Genomic DNA, 18,111 nt, shown 5'->3' with positions numbered 1-18,111 from the left:
ATTGCACACAACTTAATTGTGTGCTCTAATCCTGGGTGTCGGGCGGCCCGGAAGCGGGCCGCCGAACGACGACCGAGAGGGAAGGTTTTTCCATGGACGCGCTCTACACCGCTGTCGCCACCGCCACCCACGGCCGTGACGGCCGGGCCGTCAGCTCCGACGGCGTGCTGGACCTCGCCCTGGGTGTGCCCCAGTCGATGGGCGGCAACGGCCAGGGCACCAACCCCGAGCAGCTCTTCGCCGCCGGTTACGCCGCCTGCTTCGGCAGCGCCCTCGGCCTGGTCGGCCGCCAGGCCAAGGTCGACGTCAGCGACGCCGCCGTGACCGCCGAGGTCTCCATAGGCAAGCAGGGCGAGGGCTTCGGGCTCGCCGTCACCCTCCGGGTGGAGCTCCCCGACAGCGTGGACGAGGCGACCGGCCGCAAGCTGGTCGAGCAGGCCCACCAGGTCTGCCCGTACTCCAACGCCACCCGCGGCAACATCGACGTCGACCTCGTCATCGAGTAGTCACCCGCCGCGCGTCACTCCCCGACCCGCGCCAGGACCTCCCCCGTCCGTCCGCTCCACGCCACCACCACGGCCTCCTCGGGCACCGGGTGCCAGCGCGTCAGCAGCAGCCAGCGCACGTGGTAGCGGCGGACGACGGCGGCCCGCTCGGCGCGGGTCGAGTCGCGGGCGAGGTAGGCGCGCACGTCGGCGGCCCGGCGCTTGCGCTCCGGCTCCGCCAGGGCCGGGTCGGGCCAGATGGGCGCGGCGAGGTTCGGCCCGTGACCGGCGAGGGCGTGGCTCGCGAAGTACCCGTCGGTGATCACCACCTCGCCCCGCCCGATGTGCCGCGCCGCCCAGTCGTACGACGGCCAGCGCGTCGGCTGTGCGAACCCCACCGGGTCGACGGAGCGCGGCACGACCGCCCCGGCGTGCACGGTGAGGAACCCGGCGCACACCCCGGCCGCCGCCACCCCGCCCAGCACCCTGCGGGCCCGGCTCCAGGGCCGCGGCGACGCCAGCTCCACCGCCAGGGCGAACTGCAACGGCACCAGCACGGCCCACAGGGCCCGGGCGTAGGTGTAGTGCCCGCTCACCCAGCCGTACACCACCAGCAGGCACTCCAGCGCGAACATCCACACCAGCGGATCACGCGCCGAGCGGCGGGCCCGCAGCCACAGCGCGGGCAGGCCGAGCAGCGCCAGCCAGGAGTTGGCGAGCATCCGCTCGTACAACTGCCGGTGCATCGCGTCCATGCCGGTGTCGCCCACCAGCTCCAGCACGTCGTAGTACGGCCACGCCAGGGCGCAAGCCGCGCAGGTCGCGGCGGTGAGCGCCCAGCGCGCCACGACCGGCCGGCGCCAGCCGCGCTGCCGGGACGCCACGACCGCCACCGCCCCGGTGAGCGCCGAGGCGGCCGTGACCGGATGCGTGAGCAGGATCAGCGCGTACAGGGCGCCGATCCCGGCGTACCCCCACCAGCCGCCGAGCCCGCTCGGGCCGACGAACCGCACCGCGGCGTCCTCCCGGGCCCGGGTGTCCGTCCAGGCCCAGGCCCAGAAGGTCAGGCCGATGGCCAGCGCGGACGGATAGCCCAGGTTCGCCGTCATCGACATCAGCCCGAGATAGCCGCTCCACAGGATCCGCGTGGTGCCCCACAGCAGCGTCATGAACAGCAGCGCCAGCACCGGCGCCCAGGGGCGCGCGGTCAGGCTCCGCACGAACCGGCCGAGCCCCGCCAGCAGCACCAGCAGGTGCACCGGCCCGGCCAGCTTCACCACCGCCCAGCCGGACAGCCCCGTCAGCCGCGCCAGCACGCCCTGCGCGACGGCGTACGGGCCGTAGTAGGGGCTGCCCTCGCCCGGCAGGTCCGCCATGGTGTGGGCCGGGTGCAGCAGGTCGTCCCTGAGGCGCTCGATCACCGCCGCGTGCTGCCCGGCGTCGCAGCACAGCGGGACGCGCCAGTACGCCAGCGTCATCACCAGCCAGAACAGGGCGCCGTAGAACTGGTACGGGGTGGGCCGTCCCGGTCGGCCGCCGCGCAGCGCCGTCGCGCCGCGCACGGCCCGCCGGACGAGGAGCGGGACGCTCACAGGAGAGGGAGGGGGGTCTGGGGCATGCGCCGAATGTTCCCGGCCGCACGCCCGCCCTGACCCCGCGTCACTTCATCGGGTGAGCCCGCTACGCCCACCTGCCGCCGGTCCGTCGCACAGCGCCGTCTCCGCCGCCGCCGGCCAGCGCGCGAACCGGAACCGCGTCCGCTCGAAGGACCCGGTGAGGTTGTGCCAGAACCGCTCGGCGGTGAGCGGCGCCCGCACCGACTGCTTCAGTTCGGCGAGCCGCCCGCAGCCCAGCGCGGCCCGGGCCGCCTCGACCGACTCCCGCGTGGCCCCGGCCCGCAGCAGGTCGCGGTGCGGTGGGTTGCGCACCGCCCACTCGGCGAAGACCCAGTGGTTGCGCAGGAACTTCTCGTGCCCGGGCCAGCTCCACCGCTCCAGCGCGAGATGCGCGCCGATCGGACTGGCCAGCCCCCAGGCGTCGTTGACATAGGCGTCCAGCGGTGCCGCCGCCCCCGTGACACCGAGGTGACGCCCCACGATCACCACGTGGTAGGGGGAGTCCGCGCGCATCGGCGTGGCGTGCAGCCGCCGCCCGGCGTCGAAGTACAGCAGTGTCGGGCGGGGCGAACGGGCGGCCTCCGCCAGCATGCGGCGCCCCTCCGGCAGGGCGGGCCAGTTGCGCACCCAGGTGGCGGTGCGCACCGGGTTGTGGTCGCCGAGGCCCTCCACGTCGGAGCTGCGCACATTGAACGAGCCGGGCGTGCTGCGCACGTCGAACGGCGTCCGCAGCGGGCTGACCGCCGCGCACAGCCACACCACCAGCAGGGCGCCCGCCGCACCGGTGACCCGGTTCGCGGGCACCACCAGCAGCGGCAGGAGCAGCAGCAGGAGCGCGGGAAGGATCATGCGGGCGTGCATGTAGTCGCCGCCGACGCGCACGACGTACCCGGCCAGCAGCGCGCCCGCCGCGAAGGGTGCCAGCAGCACCGCGAGCGAGCCGCGGCCCGGTGCCCGCTCCACCCGCTGCCGCCGGGCGCGGCGCACCAGCAGCACGGCCAGCGCGCCCAGCACGGGCACGACCGGCCACAGCCAGTACGGCCCGAGCGTCTCCTGCACGTACCCGGCGCCCCGGCCCCAGTGGCTGGCGCTCGCCTCCTTGGCGATGGCCGGCAGCGGCACCAGGATCCCGTAGTACCCGGCCCGGAACACCTCGTACGCCAGCGGCACCGCGCCCGCCGACGCCAGCAGCGCCGCGACGCCCCGCCGGGACGGCCGCAGCACCCACCACTGCGCCGCCAGGAAGCACGCCGTGACCACCGCCAGATCCGGCCGGACCAGCGGCCCCAGCCCGAACACGAACGCCGCGAGGTACCTCTCCCGGCCCTCCTGGCCCCGCCGGACCCGCGTGAGCAGCCACCACGCCAGGCCGGTCCAGCAGGCGCCCAGCCCGCTCTCCAGGCCCGAGGTCATGTACGACCAGAACGGCGGCACGGCCAGCAGCACGAACACCCCGGCCGGGAGCAGCGGCCCCGCGCCCCGGTGCAGCCGGCAGGTCGCGTACAGGGCCAGCGCGAACCCGGCCGTGCTCAGCAGCAGGCCCAGGCCCACCGCGAGGAACGCCGGGTCCTCGCCGGTGACCCAGGTGGCGAGAGCGAGCAGCCACTGCCACAGGGTGCCGGTCGAACTCTCCGCCCGCTCCCCGACGTTGAACACGGGCCCGTGGCCCGCCAGGATCTGCCGGACCGGGCGCAGGTAGATCAGCCCGTCGTCGCAGATCCAGCGGCGCCGGTAGCCCAGCACGAACAGGGCCGCGGTGGGTACGGCGACCAGGGCCGCGTGCCACCACCGCACCGGCCCGGGCCACCCGGTGGCGGCCGGTGGCCGGGGCGAGGCGGCCCGCTGGCCGGGCAGGGAGGGGACGGCCTCGGGGGTCGTGGGTGTCGTCATCTGCCGATCAGCGCCTCGGAGCGGGCGGGCACGCCCTCGGTCCGGCGGGCCGCGGGCAGCAACGCGCCGCCCCGCTCGCCCAGCATCAGCAGCCGGACCACCCGCTCGGCGGCCCGCCCGTCCTCGAACTCGCAGTACCGCTCCCGGAAGCCCGAGCGTAGCCGCGCCGCCTCCTGGTCCTGCCAGGTGCCGGACGCGAACAGCCAGGCCAGCTCCCGGTACGAGCGCGACACATGGCCCGGCGCGTCGGCGGTGATGTCGAAGTACGCGCCCCGGCTGGCCGCGAACGCGCCCCAGTCGTCGGCGTGCACCACGACCGGCCGGTCCAGCAGGACGTAGTCGAACATCAGGGCGGAGTAGTCGGTGACCAGGACGTCCGAGGCCAGCAGCACGTCCTCGACGTGCGGCTCGTCCGTCGCGTCCACCAGCACGCCCCGCCGGTGCAGGTCCGACAGGCCGAGACCGCGCGCCACACCCCCGGCCAGGAACGGGTGCAGCCGGACGACCAGGGTGTGCCCCGGGCCCAGGTCCGCCGCGAACCGGGCCGGATCGAACCGGTCGACATGGCCGCCCTTGCGGTAGTCCCGGCGGGTCGGCGCGTACAGCACCACCGTGTGGTCCGCGGGGATGCCGAGCCGCTCGCGCACCGCCCGGCCCCGCTCCGGACCGGCCCCGACCAGCACGTCGTTGCGCGGGCTGCCGGTGCGCAGCGAGGTGAAGTGGCACGGGTACGCCCGCCCCCAGGCCCGCTCCGCGTGCCGCCCGGCGACCAGGCTGTAGTCCCAGCGGTCGGCCCGGCGCAGCATCTGCGGCACGTCGAAGCCGTGCCGCGCGCCCGGCTTGGTCAGCAGGTCGGCGCCCATGTACTTCAGCGGGGTGCCCTGGTGCGTCTGGATGTGGACGCTGCCGGGCCGCTTGGCCAGGGTGCCGGGCCAGTTGACGTTGTTCACCCAGTACGTGGCCCGTGCCATGACCTCGTGGTAGCGCCGCGAGCCGACGATCACGTGCTCGATGCCGGGCGGCAGCGCCTCCGCCGCGTCCTGTCGCACCACCCACACGCCCCGGATGTGCGGGGCGATCTCACGGGCCTTGTGGTAGATCGCGGCCGGGTCGCCGGTCACCCCGCGGTGGTGGGTCGCCGAGTAGACGGCCAGGTGGGGATCGAGCGGGCGCCTCGACTGGACCCCGTACCAGCCGCGCAGGGCGGTCTCCGAGGCCTTCCGGGTCACCCGGCGCCGCCCGCCCAGGGCGGCCGCGCGCAGGTCCCTGAGCCCACGGGCCGCCGCATAGGCCGCGTAGGGCGCCGAGGCCAGCAGCCGCATCTCCAGCCCGCGCCAGCCGTCCGGCTCCGGGAAGCCGCCCTCCGGGAGGTGCCGGCGGTGGAAGGAGCGGATCTCGCGGTAGAAGTCGCCCCGGTCCGCGGGCCGCACCCGGTCCTCTCGGGCCAGCACGAACAGCATGTGGTCCAGCGCCCGCTCCAGCAGCAGCGGCCGCGCCCAGTCGAGGTCGGGCCGCTGCTCCAGGAACGCGAACAGGCCCTCGTACTGCGCGAAGATCTCGAAGTGCCGGCGGCCCGGCGTCCTGGTGATCGCGCCCTGCCGGCGCTGCCGGTACTCCACCCCGATCCGGTCCAGGCAGGCGATGCGCTCCGCCAGCACCATCGACCGGTACGTGACCGGCGCGTCCTCGTACAGGCCCGGCGCGTACCGAAGGCCGTGCTCCTGGAAGAACGAACGCCGGTACGCCTTGTTCCAGGCCACCAGGAACAGCTTCAGGTACTGCGGGCTCTGCCGGACCGAGAACGTCTCCGGGCCCGCGGCGGCCAGCAGGTCCGCCGCCTCACTGCGCCCGCCCCGGCCCCACCAGTGGGTGCGCACGTGGTCGAAGACCAGGATGTCCGGGTCACCGGTCGTCCCCAGGCGCGCGGCGACGGCCGCCAGCAGGCCCGGGGTGTAGTGGTCGTCGCTGTCGAGGAACAGGACGTAGTCCCCGGCCGCCTCGGCGAGTCCGGCGTTGCGGGCCCGGCCCAGACCGACGTTCTCGGCCAGGTGCAGCACCCGCACCCGGTCGTCGCGGGCGGCGTACTCGTCGAGGATCGCGCCGCTGCCGTCGGGCGAGCGGTCGTCCACGGCGATCACCTCGAAGTCGCCGCAGGACTGGCCGAGCACCGAGTCGAGACACTCGCGCAGGAAGCCCTGCACGTTGTAGACGGGGACGATGATGCTGAAGCGGGGCACTTCTTCGGTCAGCTCCTCGTGAGGGTGGCGGCGGGGGCCGGGACGCGCTCGGCGAGCGGCAGCACGGGCGGGAGCGACTCGGGTGGCTCGCCCAGCAGTACCCGGCGCACCACGCGCTCGGCGGCCCGGCCGTCGTCGAACTGGCAGAACCGCTCGCGGAACGCGGCCCGCAGCGCCGTGGCGGACTCGTCGGCCCAGCCGCCGTCGCGGAAGACGGCCGCCAGCTCCTCGGGCGTACGGGCGACCCGGCCGGGCGGGCACTCCATCAGGTCGAAGTAGACGCCCCGGATCTCGCGGTAGACGTCCCAGTCGTCGGCGTACACGACGATCGGCCGGTCCAGGTTGGCGTAGTCGAACATGATCGACGAGTAGTCGGTGATCAGCGCGTCGGCCGCCAGGCAGACGTCCTCCGAGGAGCGGTGCCCGGTGACGTCGATGATCCGGCCGCCGCCCCGGGAGGTGCCCCGGTCGTAGAAGTAGTGGGCGCGCAGCAGGACGACGTACTCGTCGCCGATCGCCTCGCAGAACTCCGCCAGGTCCAGGCCGGAGGCGAAGCCGGTGGCGTAGTCGCGGTGCGTGGGGGCGTACAGCAGCGCCTTCTTGCCGTCCGGGACGCCCAGCTCCTCGCGGACACGGGCGACGTCCTCGCCCGAGGCCGTGCAGTAGACGTCGTTGCGCGGATAGCCGTACTCGAGGGTCTCGTGGGCGCCGGGGAAGGCCGACTCCCACATCTGCGTCGAGTGGCGGTTGGCGGTGAGGTTGTAGTCCCAGCGGTCCACCCGGGCCAGCAGCCTGGCGAAGCTCCCGGTCGCCGCCGCCACCACCGGGTACGTCGACTGGTCGGCGCCCATCTTCTTCAGCGGCGTGCCGTGCTGCGTCTGCAGGTGCACGCTGCCCGGGCGCTTGACCACCGCGTCCGCGAAGTTGGCGTTGTTGACCAGGTACTTGGCGCGGGCCAGGACTTCCCAGTACTTCCGGCTGCCGATCACCGCGTACTCCACGTCCGGCGGCATGTGGTCCACCGCGTCCGGCTCCACCAGGAACACCGCCCGCAGGTGCGGGGCGAGTTCGCGGGCCTTGGCGTGGATGGCGGCCGGGTTGCAGGCGTAGCCGCGGCCCCAGTACGCGCAGTACACGACCAGGTTCCGGTCCAGCGGGAGGCGCAGCTGCGCCGCGTACCGCAGGCGGGTGCGCAGCCCGCGCGGGCGGGGGAGGGCCGCGGTGACGGCCGCGGCCCTCCGGTTCGCGGCGCGCAGCACGCGGAACGCGGCGTACGCACCGGACGCCAGCAGCCGGTGCTGGACGCCCAGGCTGCCGCCGGGCGCCCGGTAGCCGGCGGGAAGGTGCCGCCGGTAGAGCGTGCTTGCCCGCCGGAAGAAGGCGCGCCGCCCGGCCGGCAGCCGCCGCGGATGCGCCGCCGTCTTCAGCACGGCGGCGAACAGCTGCTCGTACAAGGGCACCAACCGCTGTGCGGGCAGGCCCTGTTCCGCCGCCTCGCACAGGACCAGCTCGGCCTGGTCGAGCAGTTCGGTGTGGTGCGCGCCGGGCAGGTTCAGCCGGTTGCCCTGCCGGCGCAGCAGGTGCCGGACGACGACCGTGCGCAGGGCCGCCATCCGCTCCGCCCGCAGCGCGACCAGACCGCCGAACCCGATGTCGGTGAAGTGGTCACCGGGGAAGGTCAGGTCCCGCTCGGCGAGGAAGGCCCGGCGGTAGGCCGCGCTCCACGCCGGGAGCGCCACGCCCGTCAGCCGCGGCGCCTCGTCGGGGGCGAAGGCCCGGTCCGGCGTCCCGGCCAGCAGGGAGGCGGCCGGGTTGGTCGGCTCGCCCTCCCACCAGGGGGCGCGCTCGTGCTCGAAGTACAGCACGTCCACCTCACCGGTCTCGCCCAGCCGGGCGTCCAGCGCCGCCAGCGCCCCCGGGACCAGGACGTCGTCGCCGTCGAGGAACAGCACATGGCGGCCGACCGCCGCCCGCAGCCCGGTGTTGCGCGCCCCGGCCAGACCGGCCGACGGCGGCGAGTGCACCGGAGTCACCCGGGAGTCCCGCTCGGCGTACCCGGCGGCGACGTCCGCCGCCGTCGCGTCGGGCGCGTCGCACACCGGGATCAGCTCGAAGTCGCCGAACGACTGGGCGAGGATCGAGTCCAGCGCCTGGGACAGCCGGCCCGCGACGCCATGGGACGGGACGACGATGCTGAAGCGGGGCATTCTGCTCTTCCTGTCGGGGTGTGCGGCGGGCTGAGGGCTACGGGGCTGCCGGCCGTCTCAGGCCGCGCGCGGGCGGCCCGGGCGCCCGGACGGGCGCCAGGAGGACGGACGGCTGGGCGTCGGCCGCGACGGGCTGGAGGGCATGGGACTCCCCGGAGTGAGAACCGTGGGTCAGAGGCGGTCGGTGAGGGCGGCCGCGTGCGCGCCGGCCGGGTGCGGCACGGTGGCGAGCGGCTCACGCGCCAGCGCGGACGCCGCCGACGGCACCGGACGGCGCTCGCCGAGCGGCACCACCGGCGGCAGCTCGGTCTCGCCGAGGACGACCCGGCGGACGACCCGCTCGGCGGCCCGGCCGTCGTCGTAGGTGCAGAACCGCTCGCGGAACGCCGAGCGCAGCTGCGCCGACCGGGAGCCGCGCCAGTGGCCGGTGGCGAAGATGTCGATCAGCTCGTCCTCGCCGCGCGCGACCGCCCCGGGCGGGAAGGCGCGCAGGTCGAAGTAGGTGCCGCGGGCCGCCTGGTACGCCTCCCAGTCGTCGGCGTGGATCACGATCGGCCGGTCCAGGTTGGCGTAGTCGAACATCAGCGACGAGTAGTCCGTGACCAGGGCGTCGGAGGCCAGGCAGAGCGATTGGACGCTCGGGTGGTCGCTGACGTCGACGACCCGGCCGCAGGTGGTGGCCAGCGGGGCGTCGTAGGCGTGGTGGCCGCGGGCCAGGACCACGAAGCGCGGGCCGAGGCGGCGCGCGATCCGCTGCAGGTCCAGGCCGCGGTACGGGGAGCGCCGGTAGTCGCGGTGGGTCGGCGCGTACAGGATCGCCACCGTGCCCTCCGGAATGCCGAGGGAGGCGCGCAGCCGGGTCACGTCCGCCGGGGTGGCGGTCAGGAACACGTCGTTGCGGGGGTGGCCGTACTCCAGCGTGGTGTAGCGGCCCGGGTGGACGCGCTCGTGGGTCAGGGTGCTGTGGCGGTTGGCGGACAGCACGTAGTCCCACTGGTCGACGCCCCGCAGCAGCCCGGCGAAGTCCCGGCCACGGGCGGCCGCCGGGCGCTCCTGGAGATCCAGGCCGATGTGGCCCAGCGGGGTGCCCTGCCCCGTCTGGATCAGGACCTGGCCCCGGCGCTTGGCCAGGCCGGGGTCGAAGTCGGTGTTGCTGACCAGGTACCGGGAGCGGGCGAGCGCCGTCCAGTAGGCGGCCGTGCCGGGGACGAGGCGGCGCGGGCCCGGCGGGATCGTGTGGTGGTGCTCGGGGCGGGCGATCCACGCCGTGCGGATGTGCGGCGCGAGATCACGGAACGCGCTCTCCAGCGCGCCGGGGTCGTCGCCGTGGCCGCGGCCGTCGTCGGCGGCGAAGACGGCCCGGTCGGCGCGCAGCGGCAGGCAGCGCTGCATGCGGTAGTGGGCCCGCAGGACGGCGCCGCGCCCGCCCCGCAGCAGCTTCCCCCTCCTCCGGGCGAGGCGGCGGTGCAGGGCCGACGCCAGCTGGAGTGCCCGGTAGGTGCGGTGCAGGCCGAAGCGGATCAGGACGTGCTGCACCCGGGCGCGCAGCGGGACGGGGGCACCGGGGGTGCGGTAGCGGCGGTAGTGGGCCCGGGCCCGGCGCAGGAAGTCGGCGCGCGAGCCCTTCGGCAACCGGTCCCGCCGGGAGTACACGATCGCCAGGTGATGGACCATGCGGCGGAACAACACCGGCCGCCACCGCGCCAGTTCCGGGTGCTCCTCCAGGAACGCGAACACCCGGTCGTACTGCTCGAAGACGTCGAAGTGCCGCTCGCTGGTGGTGCGCAGGATGCTGCCGAGGCGTCGCTGCCGGTAGTGCACGCAGACCCGGTCCAGCGTCGCGATCGACTCCGCGGTCATCAGCACCGGGTACGTCCACGGCGTGTCCTCGTACAGGCCGGGCGGGAAGGCGAAGCCCTGTTGCTCGACGAACTCCCGCCGGTAGGCCTTGTTCCAGGCGACCATCAGCAGCCGCAGCAGCCCCGGCCGGTCCTCCAGGCGGAACGGGGCCGGGCCCTGCTCGGTCAGCTGCAGGGCCGCCTGGTTGCGGACCGCCTCTCCCGTCCAGTAGGTGCGCGCGTAGTCGAAGACCAGGACGTCCGGATCGCCCGTCTCCTTCAGCCGGTCGGCGACGGCGCGCAGCGCGTCGGGCGTGAGGGTGTCGTCGCTGTCGAGGAACAGCAGGTAGTCGCCGCTCGCGCGGGCCACGCCGGCGTTTCTCGCGCGGCCCAGGCCGACGTTCTGTGGCAGGTGGACGGGGAGCACGCGCGCGTCGCGGGCGGCGAACTCGTCGATGATCGCGCCGCACGCGTCCGGCGAGGCGTCGTCGACGACGATCAGTTCCAGATCGAGACAGGACTGGGAGAGCACCGATTCGAGGCACTCGTGCAGGTACGCCTGAACCTGGTACGCGGGGACAATGACACTGAACCTGGGCAAGAGGCCATCCATCGGTCGGCGCGGGCGTTCGGCCCGGGAACGGCCGGTGGGGCCGGTTGGTTACGGCGGCTACGGCATCCGGGGGAACGCCGGAGGGGCGGACCGCACCCGGCCCGCCCCTCCAACCGCCCTGTTCCGAAAGCTATTTGACCGCTCCCGCCATCACTCCGGACACGAACTGCCGCTGGAACGCGAAGAACACGGCCAGCGGGACCACCATCGAGATGAACGCGCCGGGTGCCAGCACATCGATGTTGTTGCCGAACTGCCGTACCTGCGTCTGGAGTGCGACCGTGATCGGCTGGCTCCCGGAGTCCGAGAAGATCAGCGCGACCAGCATGTCGTTCCACACCCACAGGAACTGGAAGATGCCCAGCGAGGCGATCGCCGGAGCGCCCAGCGGCATCACGACCCGGAAGAACAGGCGTAGTTCGCCCGCCCCGTCCAGCCGCGCCGCCTCCAGCAGCTCCCGCGGGATCTCGGCGAAGAAGTTCCGCAGCAGGAACACCGCGAACGGCAGACCGAATCCGACGTGGAACATCACCACGCCCAGCACCGAGCCGAAGATGCCGATCTTGCCGAAGAGTTCGGCGATCGGGATCAGCGCGACCTGCACGGGCACGACCAGCAGGCCGACCACGCCCAGGAACCACCAGTCACGGCCCGGGAAGTCCATCCAGGCGAAGGCGTAGCCCGCCAGCGAGCCGATGATCACCACCAGCAGGGTCGCCGGGACGGTGATCCACACCGTGTTGAGCAGGCTGCTGGTGATGTCGTCGTTCTCCAGCAGCTTGGAGTAGCTGTCGAAGGTGATCTGCGACGGCTCGGTGAACACCTTCCACCAGCCGCTCGCCGCGATGTCCTCCGGCGAGCGGAGGCTGGCCAGCAGCAGACCGATCGTCGGCACCAGCCAGAACACGCCGACCACGATGAGGAACACCCGCACCAGTCCGCCGCTGACCCCCTCGACCAGCCGGGATGCCAGCGAGTGCTTCGCCTTGGCCGGGCCGGTGGGCCGCGCCGCCTCGCCGGACCGAACGCCCGCGTCCGCGCTCATCGCCGCACCTCCCGCCTCAGCCGCCGTACGTTGAACCACATCACCGGGATCACGAGCAGCAGCAGGAACACCGAGATGGCGCTGGCGATGCCCGGCTGGTCCTCGGAGAAGCCCTTGCGGTAGAGCTCCAGCGCGAGCACGTTCGCGTCGTCCTGCGCGGAGCCCGGGGCGATGATGAAGACCAGGTCGAAGATCTTCAGCACGTTGATCATCAGGGTGACGGTGACGACCGCGAGGACCGGCGCCAGCAGCGGCACCGTGACCCGTCTGAACACCTGCCACTCCGTCGCGCCGTCGACCCGGGCGGCTTCCAGCAGCTCCCGGGGCACGCCCGCGAGCCCGGCCGCGATCAGCACCATCGCGAAGCCCGCCCACATCCAGATGTACGCGCCGATGATGGACGGGGTGACCAGGGACGGGCCGAGCCAGTCCAGGCCGTTGTACGGCTCCTTGAAGTTGCTGTCCGGCAGCCTCAGTTGGGCCCCGTCGGCCGAGGCAGGCAGCGTGAAGGTGCCGTCGGCGCCGGCCGTGGTGGAGGCCACGACCCTGCCGTCCTTCACGGCCTCGATCCGCATCCCGGCGTAGCCCAGTTCGGAGGAGTCGACGCTGTTCAGGGTGCCGACGCCCTTGCCGCGCGTGAAGTCCTGCCAGGTCGTGCCGGTGACCTTGTCCGGCTCGGGCTTCGGCGCCACCGCCGGCTTCGCGTCGTCCGGCATCAGATCGGGCGCGACACCCACCAACGGCAGCGACACGGCCTCGCCCGCGCGCACGGGCGACTTGGTGATGAACGCGCCGCCTCCGGCCGGCTCCAGCGGCGACTGACGGCCCGGGTGGGCCTTGGGGAACGCCGACGACTGGGCGAAGGTGTCGTGCACGCCCACCCACACCGCGTTCGCCACGCCCCTGTCCGGGTCCTGGTCGTACACCAGGCGGAAGATGATGCCCGCGGCCAGCATCGAGATCGCCATCGGCATGAAGACGACCAGCTTGAACGCCGTGCCCCAGCGCACCCGTTCGGTCAGCACCGCGAAGATCAGGCCCAGGGCCGTGGCGACCGTCGGCGCGAACACCACCCAGAAGACGTTGTTCTTCAGCGCGGTGCGGATGCCCTCGTCGGTGAAGAGGGCCTTGTAGTTGTCGATGCCGGCGAAACCGTCGCCGGACTGGTCGTAGAAGCTGCGGACCACCGAGTACCCGATCGGGTACACCACGAGCGCGCCGAGCAGGACGAGCGCGGGCAGCAGGAACAGCGCCGCGACCATCCTGCGCGTGCCGGTCACACTCCTGCGCGACTTGGGAGCGGCAGGAGGCTTGACGCCCCCTGCCGCCGTGGCCGACGTCATGACGTCAGTTCCCGTACGCCGCGGCCGCTTCGGACTCCAGCTTCGCCTGCGTGCCCGCCACGTCCTTCGGGTTCTTCAGGAAGTCCTGGAGGATCTTCCACTCACCCTTGCCGGGCGTGCCGCCGAAGGCCTGCGGGGCCTGGTCGGACATGTCGAAGCGGAAGTCGTCACCGGCGTCGATGAGCGCCTTGGCGATCTTCTGCTGCACCGAGTTCGGATACGCGGAGTTCTCCACGTTCCTGTTCGGCGAGAGGTAGCCGCCCAGCTTGGCCTGGATCGTCGCCGCGTCCGGCGAGGCGAGCCAGGTGGCCAGGGCCTGCGCCCCCTTCGAGTCCTGCAGGATCACGGCCGCGTCACCGCCCGAGACCACCGGCCCGTTGTCCCCGACCGCCGGGAACGGGAACACCTTCGCGTCCGTGCCCACCTTCATGGTGGTGGGGATGTTGACCTGCGCGAAGTCGCCCGCCGCGACCATGGCCGCCTTGGGCTGGTCCCCGCCGGTGAAGACCTGCGTGACGGAGGCCGGGAAGTCGGTCTGCAACGCCCCGTTCGCCCCGCCCGCCATGTAGTCCGGCTTGCCCCAGACCTGCGCGAGGGTGGTCAGCGCGTCCTTCACGGACGGGTCCGTCCACTTGATCTCGTGCTTGGCCAGCTGGTCGTACTTCTCCGGGCCGGCCTGGGAGAGGTAGACGTTCTCGAACCAGTCGGTCAGCGTCCAGCCCTCCGAGCCGCCGACGGAGAACGGGGTGACGCCGGAGTCGTAGACCGTCCGGGCCGTGTTCAGCAGGTCCGGCCAGGTCTCGGGCTCGCTCGCCCCGGCGTTCTCGAAGACCTGGTTGTTGTACCAGATCAGGGACTTGTTGGCGGCCTTGTAGTACACGCCGTACGGCTTGCCGCCGACCTTGCCGATGTCCTGCCAGCCCCGCGAGTAGTTCTCGCCGAGCTCCTTCTGGGCGTCGGCGCCGAGCGGCTTGGCCCAGCCGCGGTCCACGGCCTGCTTGATGGCGCCCGGCTGCGGCAGCATCGCGATGTCCGGCGGCTGCCCGCCGGCCACCTTCGAACCGATGAAGTTGATGATCGGGTCCTGGGCCGGCACGAACGTGACCTTGGCGCCCGTGCGCTTCTCGAACTCCGCCAGGACCTTCTTGAAGTTGGCCTGTTCGGTACCGGTCCAGACGGCGGCGATCTCCAGGCTCGTCCCGTCCAGCTTCGGAAGGGTGACGCTGTTGGCGGTCTCCTCGGAGGTGCCCGTGTCTCCACTGCTGTCGTTGCCGTCGTCGCCTCCGCAGGCGGTGAGCGAGAGCGCGAGCGCTCCCGCGGCGACGGCCGCCGCGGCCCTGGTGGCTCTGCGGCTTCGGGGGGTCGCCTTGTCCCGCTCGGGCGACCAGCGGTTCCGGATGGTGCTGCTCGTCATGCGCATGACTGCCCCGTTCTTCGTTCCTCGTCGAACGTCGAGCGCGCTCCCGTGCGATCTGGTCTACGCCCGGGTGTGCGGGGGCGGCAAGATGGCGTCGGCTGTCAAGCGGGGGATCGTGACTCCCTCGTGACCAGGGACGCGGCCCCGTGACGCCGGACGGGCCGACGGCCGTCCCCCCTCACAGCAGGGACGGCACCCGCGCCGCCGCGACCTCCCGCGCCGCCCTTTCCAGCGCGCTGGCCAACAGTGCCAGGTCGGTGGGGCCGTTTCCGAGTTCCCGCACCGGACGCCGGGCCGGAGGGTCACCCATGCGGTGCCATTCCAGCGGCACGACCGTGGGGCGCAGCGTCGCCGTCCGGGGGATCCGGCCGGTGACCCGGCCGCCCTGGAACGGCGTGACCCGCCCGTCCGCACAGGTGAGGCTTCCCCGGCCGGGAGCGGGCTCGTCGGGACCCGTGGCCGGGGCGTCCAGCGTGACGCGGAGGGTGGCCCGGCGGACCGGCTCCGTCTCCGCCGTGCGGGCGCACGGGCCGGTGGCCGCCACCAGGTGGACGCCGAGCCGCTCGCCCTCCCGGGCCACGGCCTCCAGGGCGCGCATCACCGATCCGGCCGCGGGGCGTCCCGTCGAGCCGAGGGCGGGGGAGACCAGGGCGTCCAGGTCGTCCACCACCACGACGAGCCGGGGGAGCGGAGGCGCCGCCGCCTCCGTCTGCCGCCGGGCCCCGCCGGGCCGCAGCCGCAGCGTCGAACTGGACGGGCTGTCCAGGTCCCCGGTGGCGGTCTCACCCTGCTGGGCGCCGCCGCGGGCGGTCGCCGTGCGCTGGGCGACCATACGGCCCTTCAGCTCACGTCCCGTGTGCCACTCGGCGAAGTCGCTCCGCCCGAGCAGTTCGGCCCGGCGCTTCAGCTCGGCGCTCAGCGACTGCGCGAACTCCCGCATCCGCACCGGGTCGTGCGCCGTCAGATACGTGCTCACGTGCGGAACGTCCGTGCACACCCGCAGTCCCTCGCCCGGCCCGCCGCCCGCGCCCGGGCCGCCCCGGCCGTCGACCAGCACGATGCCGAGCCGGTCCGGCCGCTCGGCGGCGGCCAGGGACGCGACGACCGCCCGCAGCAGCTCCGTACGGCCGCTGCCCGGCGGGCCCTCGATCAGCAGATGCGGTCCCTGCGCAGCGAGGTCCGCACCGACCGGGCCGCGCGGCCCGGCCCCGAGCACCGCGCGCACCCGGCCGCCCAGCGCGTCGGTGTCGTCGGCCGCGTCCGCCCAGCGGGCCATCAGCGAAGCCGGGGTGGCCCGGGCCAGGCCCAGCTCGTCCAGCAGCCGGGCCGCCTGCGGCAGCGGTGCGGAGACGCGCGGCTGCCGGTCGCTCGCGGGGCCGTCCGTCCGCAGCGGGGCCAGCGCCCGCGCGAACCGCTCGGCCCAGGCCGGGGAGACGGCGTCGACGGTGGCGATGGTGCCGTGCCCGACGGGACCCGGCGCCGCGCCCTCCGCGCCGACCCGGGCCACGCGCATCAGCCGCAGCGCGGTCGCCACGTCCCCGCTGAGCAGCGCGACCGCGCCGCACTGCCGGAAGGTGGGCGCCGCGGAGCAGGCCGCCTCGTAGGTGTCGCTCACCGGGGAGGCGGGTGAGGCGGCGGCGGTCTCGGCCAGGCAGATCACGTGAATCCCGGCCCGGGGCCCCTCCACGGCCAGCCGCGCCACGGCTTCCCGCAGATCGGTTCCGCCGGGGTCGCCGTCCACGACCAGGACCGTGTACGGCCCCGGGAAGCCGTTCGCCCCGGCGGGGACGGCGTCGTCCCGGGCCCAGGAGGGGCGCCGGGTGCCGGGCAGGGGCTGGGCCGGGGGGTGCTCGCCACGGGGGCCGGCGGGGCCGGTGGCCGCCGGGGGGCGGACGCCGGGGGCGCCTGTGTCGCCGGGCTGGTGGACGCCGGGTACGCGTGCGTGGGGCAGCGGTCCGTCCGCACCCAGGGTGCGGCGCTGGGGGCCGTCGTTGCCGTGGGGCTGGGGGGCGGGGGCGCCGGGGGTGCGTGGGTGGGGCAGCGGTCCGTCCGCCCCCGGGGTGTGGGCGCTGGGGCCGGCGGTTCCGTGGGTGGGGGAGGCCGGGACGCCGGGGCCGTCGGCGGGCCGGGCGTTGTCCGGGACCCGTGCGCCGGGCAGCGGGACGCCGGGGCCGTCGTTTCCGCGGGCATGGAGGGTGATGGCATCCGGGCCGACGGACCGGGTGGTGTAGGCGCCGGAACTCCGGGCGCCGGGGATCAGCCCGCCCCCCGCGATGTCCGTGCCCGACCCCTCCTCCGCCAGCTGGTCATCCAGGCGGCGCAGCAGCTCGTCCGTGCGGGCCGCGGCCTGTTCGCGGTCATGGGCGAGGAGGAGGCGGCAGTCCTGCCCGTGCCCCGGGCGGACATGGGGCAGCCAGCCCAGCCAGGACCACTCGGCGGTGCGCTCCTCCAGGGGGCGGGAGCGGTCCGCCGTGACCAGGACGATCTCCAGCGTGTCGGGGGAGTGCAGCGCGGCGAGCTGGGCCAGCACGGCGCGGGCCAGCCCGGACAGCCGCGCCCGCGGCCCGGCCAGTCCCAGCGCGCCGACCTCACGCAGCCCGGCCGTCACCGGCACGGCGGGCAGCAGGCCCGAGCCGTCCGGCGCCGCCCGGTCCGCCGTGCCGAGCCGCACGGCGAGCGCCTCGGGGTGGTCCGGCCCGCGCTCCCACAGCCGGGGCCCGGGCCCCAGGGCCGTCAGCAGCAGTGCGGCCGGGTCCGGCCAGGTCTCGGGCACGGCCTGGCCCGCCGCCGGGCGCTCCACCGGAGGCGTCCCGGCCGGCTCGTCCTCGTCGTACGCCCCGCGCGGTTCCGCGGGCTGCTCCGTACGCCCTCCGGCCCACCGCCGGGCCCACGCCCCGATCCCGCCCCGCCGGCGCGTGCCGGACGGCACGTCGGTGCCGCGGAGGGGTGTGCCCTTGCGCCCACGTCCGACGCGCTCGTCGGCGGGGACAACGGCGCCGGTGGGGGCGGCGGGAACGGCGGACCCGCGCGAGTCGCGCCCGGTGGCGGTCGCGTCGGAGTGGGCCACGCCGTGACCAGAACCGTCCGCGGCTGCGGCACGAGGCCGCCCGGTGTCGTCAAAAGCCCCGGTGCGAGGCCGCCCGGTGTCGTCCACGGCCGCGACACGAGGCCGCCCCGCGCCATCGGCGGGTCCGGCACCGGCACGCCCGGTCTCGCGCACTGCCGCCACACCGGGATACCCGGTCTCGCGCGCTGCCGCCACACCGGGATACCCGGTCTCGCGCGCTGCCGCAGCACCGGGATACCCGGGCTCGCGCGCTGCCCCGGCACCCGGACGCCCGGTTTCGTGGGCAGATGCCGAGCCCGGACGCCCGGACTCACGGGCAGATCCCGGTCCCCCGACCCCGTACGTCGCCCCGG

General features: G+C 74.4%; 10 protein-coding genes. 1 reads left to right on the top strand and 9 read right to left on the bottom strand.

Going from position 1 to position 18,111, the window contains the following annotated elements; genetic code table 11:
* Nucleotides 1-92 precede the first annotated feature (92 nt).
* Nucleotides 93-506: an organic hydroperoxide resistance protein gene (locus tag ABTZ58_RS06265; protein ID WP_309094114.1), complete on the top strand. Its 414-nt coding sequence runs from the start codon at nt 93-95 to the stop codon at nt 504-506.
* A 14-nt stretch (nt 507-520) separates the two neighbouring features.
* Here ABTZ58_RS06265 and ABTZ58_RS06260 read toward each other — a convergent pair whose 3' ends face one another.
* The 9 genes from ABTZ58_RS06260 to ABTZ58_RS06220 all read right to left on the bottom strand — a co-directional run.
* Complete coding sequence (locus ABTZ58_RS06260) at nt 521-2,077, bottom strand: hypothetical protein (RefSeq protein WP_351350920.1); 1,557 nt, start codon at nt 2,075-2,077, stop codon at nt 521-523.
* A gap of 72 nt (nt 2,078-2,149) precedes the next feature.
* The gene (locus ABTZ58_RS06255) at nt 2,150-3,991 is read right to left on the bottom strand and encodes an arabinofuranosyltransferase AftB family protein (protein WP_351350918.1); all 1,842 of its coding nucleotides are present in this window, start codon (nt 3,989-3,991) and stop codon (nt 2,150-2,152) included.
* Nucleotides 3,988-6,228, bottom strand: coding sequence for a bifunctional glycosyltransferase/CDP-glycerol:glycerophosphate glycerophosphotransferase (locus ABTZ58_RS06250; protein ID WP_351350916.1), 2,241 nt, complete (start codon nt 6,226-6,228; stop codon nt 3,988-3,990). The genes ABTZ58_RS06255 and ABTZ58_RS06250 overlap by 4 nt, the downstream gene beginning before the upstream one ends.
* An 8-nt stretch (nt 6,229-6,236) precedes the next feature.
* Complete coding sequence (locus ABTZ58_RS06245) at nt 6,237-8,435, bottom strand: bifunctional glycosyltransferase/CDP-glycerol:glycerophosphate glycerophosphotransferase (protein ID WP_351350914.1); 2,199 nt, start codon at nt 8,433-8,435, stop codon at nt 6,237-6,239.
* Nucleotides 8,436-8,606: 171 nt separating this feature from the next.
* Nucleotides 8,607-10,874 carry a bifunctional glycosyltransferase/CDP-glycerol:glycerophosphate glycerophosphotransferase gene (locus ABTZ58_RS06240; RefSeq protein ID WP_351350912.1) on the bottom strand — a complete coding sequence of 756 codons (2,268 nt, stop codon included), beginning with the start codon at nt 10,872-10,874 and terminating at the stop codon, nt 8,607-8,609.
* A 142-nt stretch (nt 10,875-11,016) separates the two neighbouring features.
* On the bottom strand, nt 11,017-11,931 hold the full coding sequence (locus tag ABTZ58_RS06235; RefSeq protein WP_351350910.1) for a carbohydrate ABC transporter permease: 915 nt from the start codon (nt 11,929-11,931) through the stop codon (nt 11,017-11,019).
* The gene (locus tag ABTZ58_RS06230; protein ID WP_502996015.1) at nt 11,928-13,274 is read right to left on the bottom strand and encodes a carbohydrate ABC transporter permease; all 1,347 of its coding nucleotides are present in this window, start codon (nt 13,272-13,274) and stop codon (nt 11,928-11,930) included. The genes ABTZ58_RS06235 and ABTZ58_RS06230 overlap by 4 nt, the downstream gene beginning before the upstream one ends.
* Before the next feature lie 4 nt (nt 13,275-13,278).
* On the bottom strand, nt 13,279-14,694 hold the full coding sequence (locus ABTZ58_RS06225; RefSeq protein ID WP_351350908.1) for an ABC transporter substrate-binding protein: 1,416 nt from the start codon (nt 14,692-14,694) through the stop codon (nt 13,279-13,281).
* 175 nt (nt 14,695-14,869) lie between these two features.
* The coding region (locus ABTZ58_RS06220) for an FtsK/SpoIIIE domain-containing protein (protein ID WP_351350906.1) at nt 14,870-18,111 on the bottom strand (3,242 nt) is incomplete at its 5' end.

The sequence above is a fragment of the Streptomyces sp. NPDC094143 genome, from assembly GCF_040303825.1.
In the GTDB taxonomy this organism is placed as follows: Bacteria; Actinomycetota; Actinomycetes; order Streptomycetales; family Streptomycetaceae; genus Streptomyces.
This window is presented reverse-complemented; position numbering and strand designations above follow the sequence as displayed.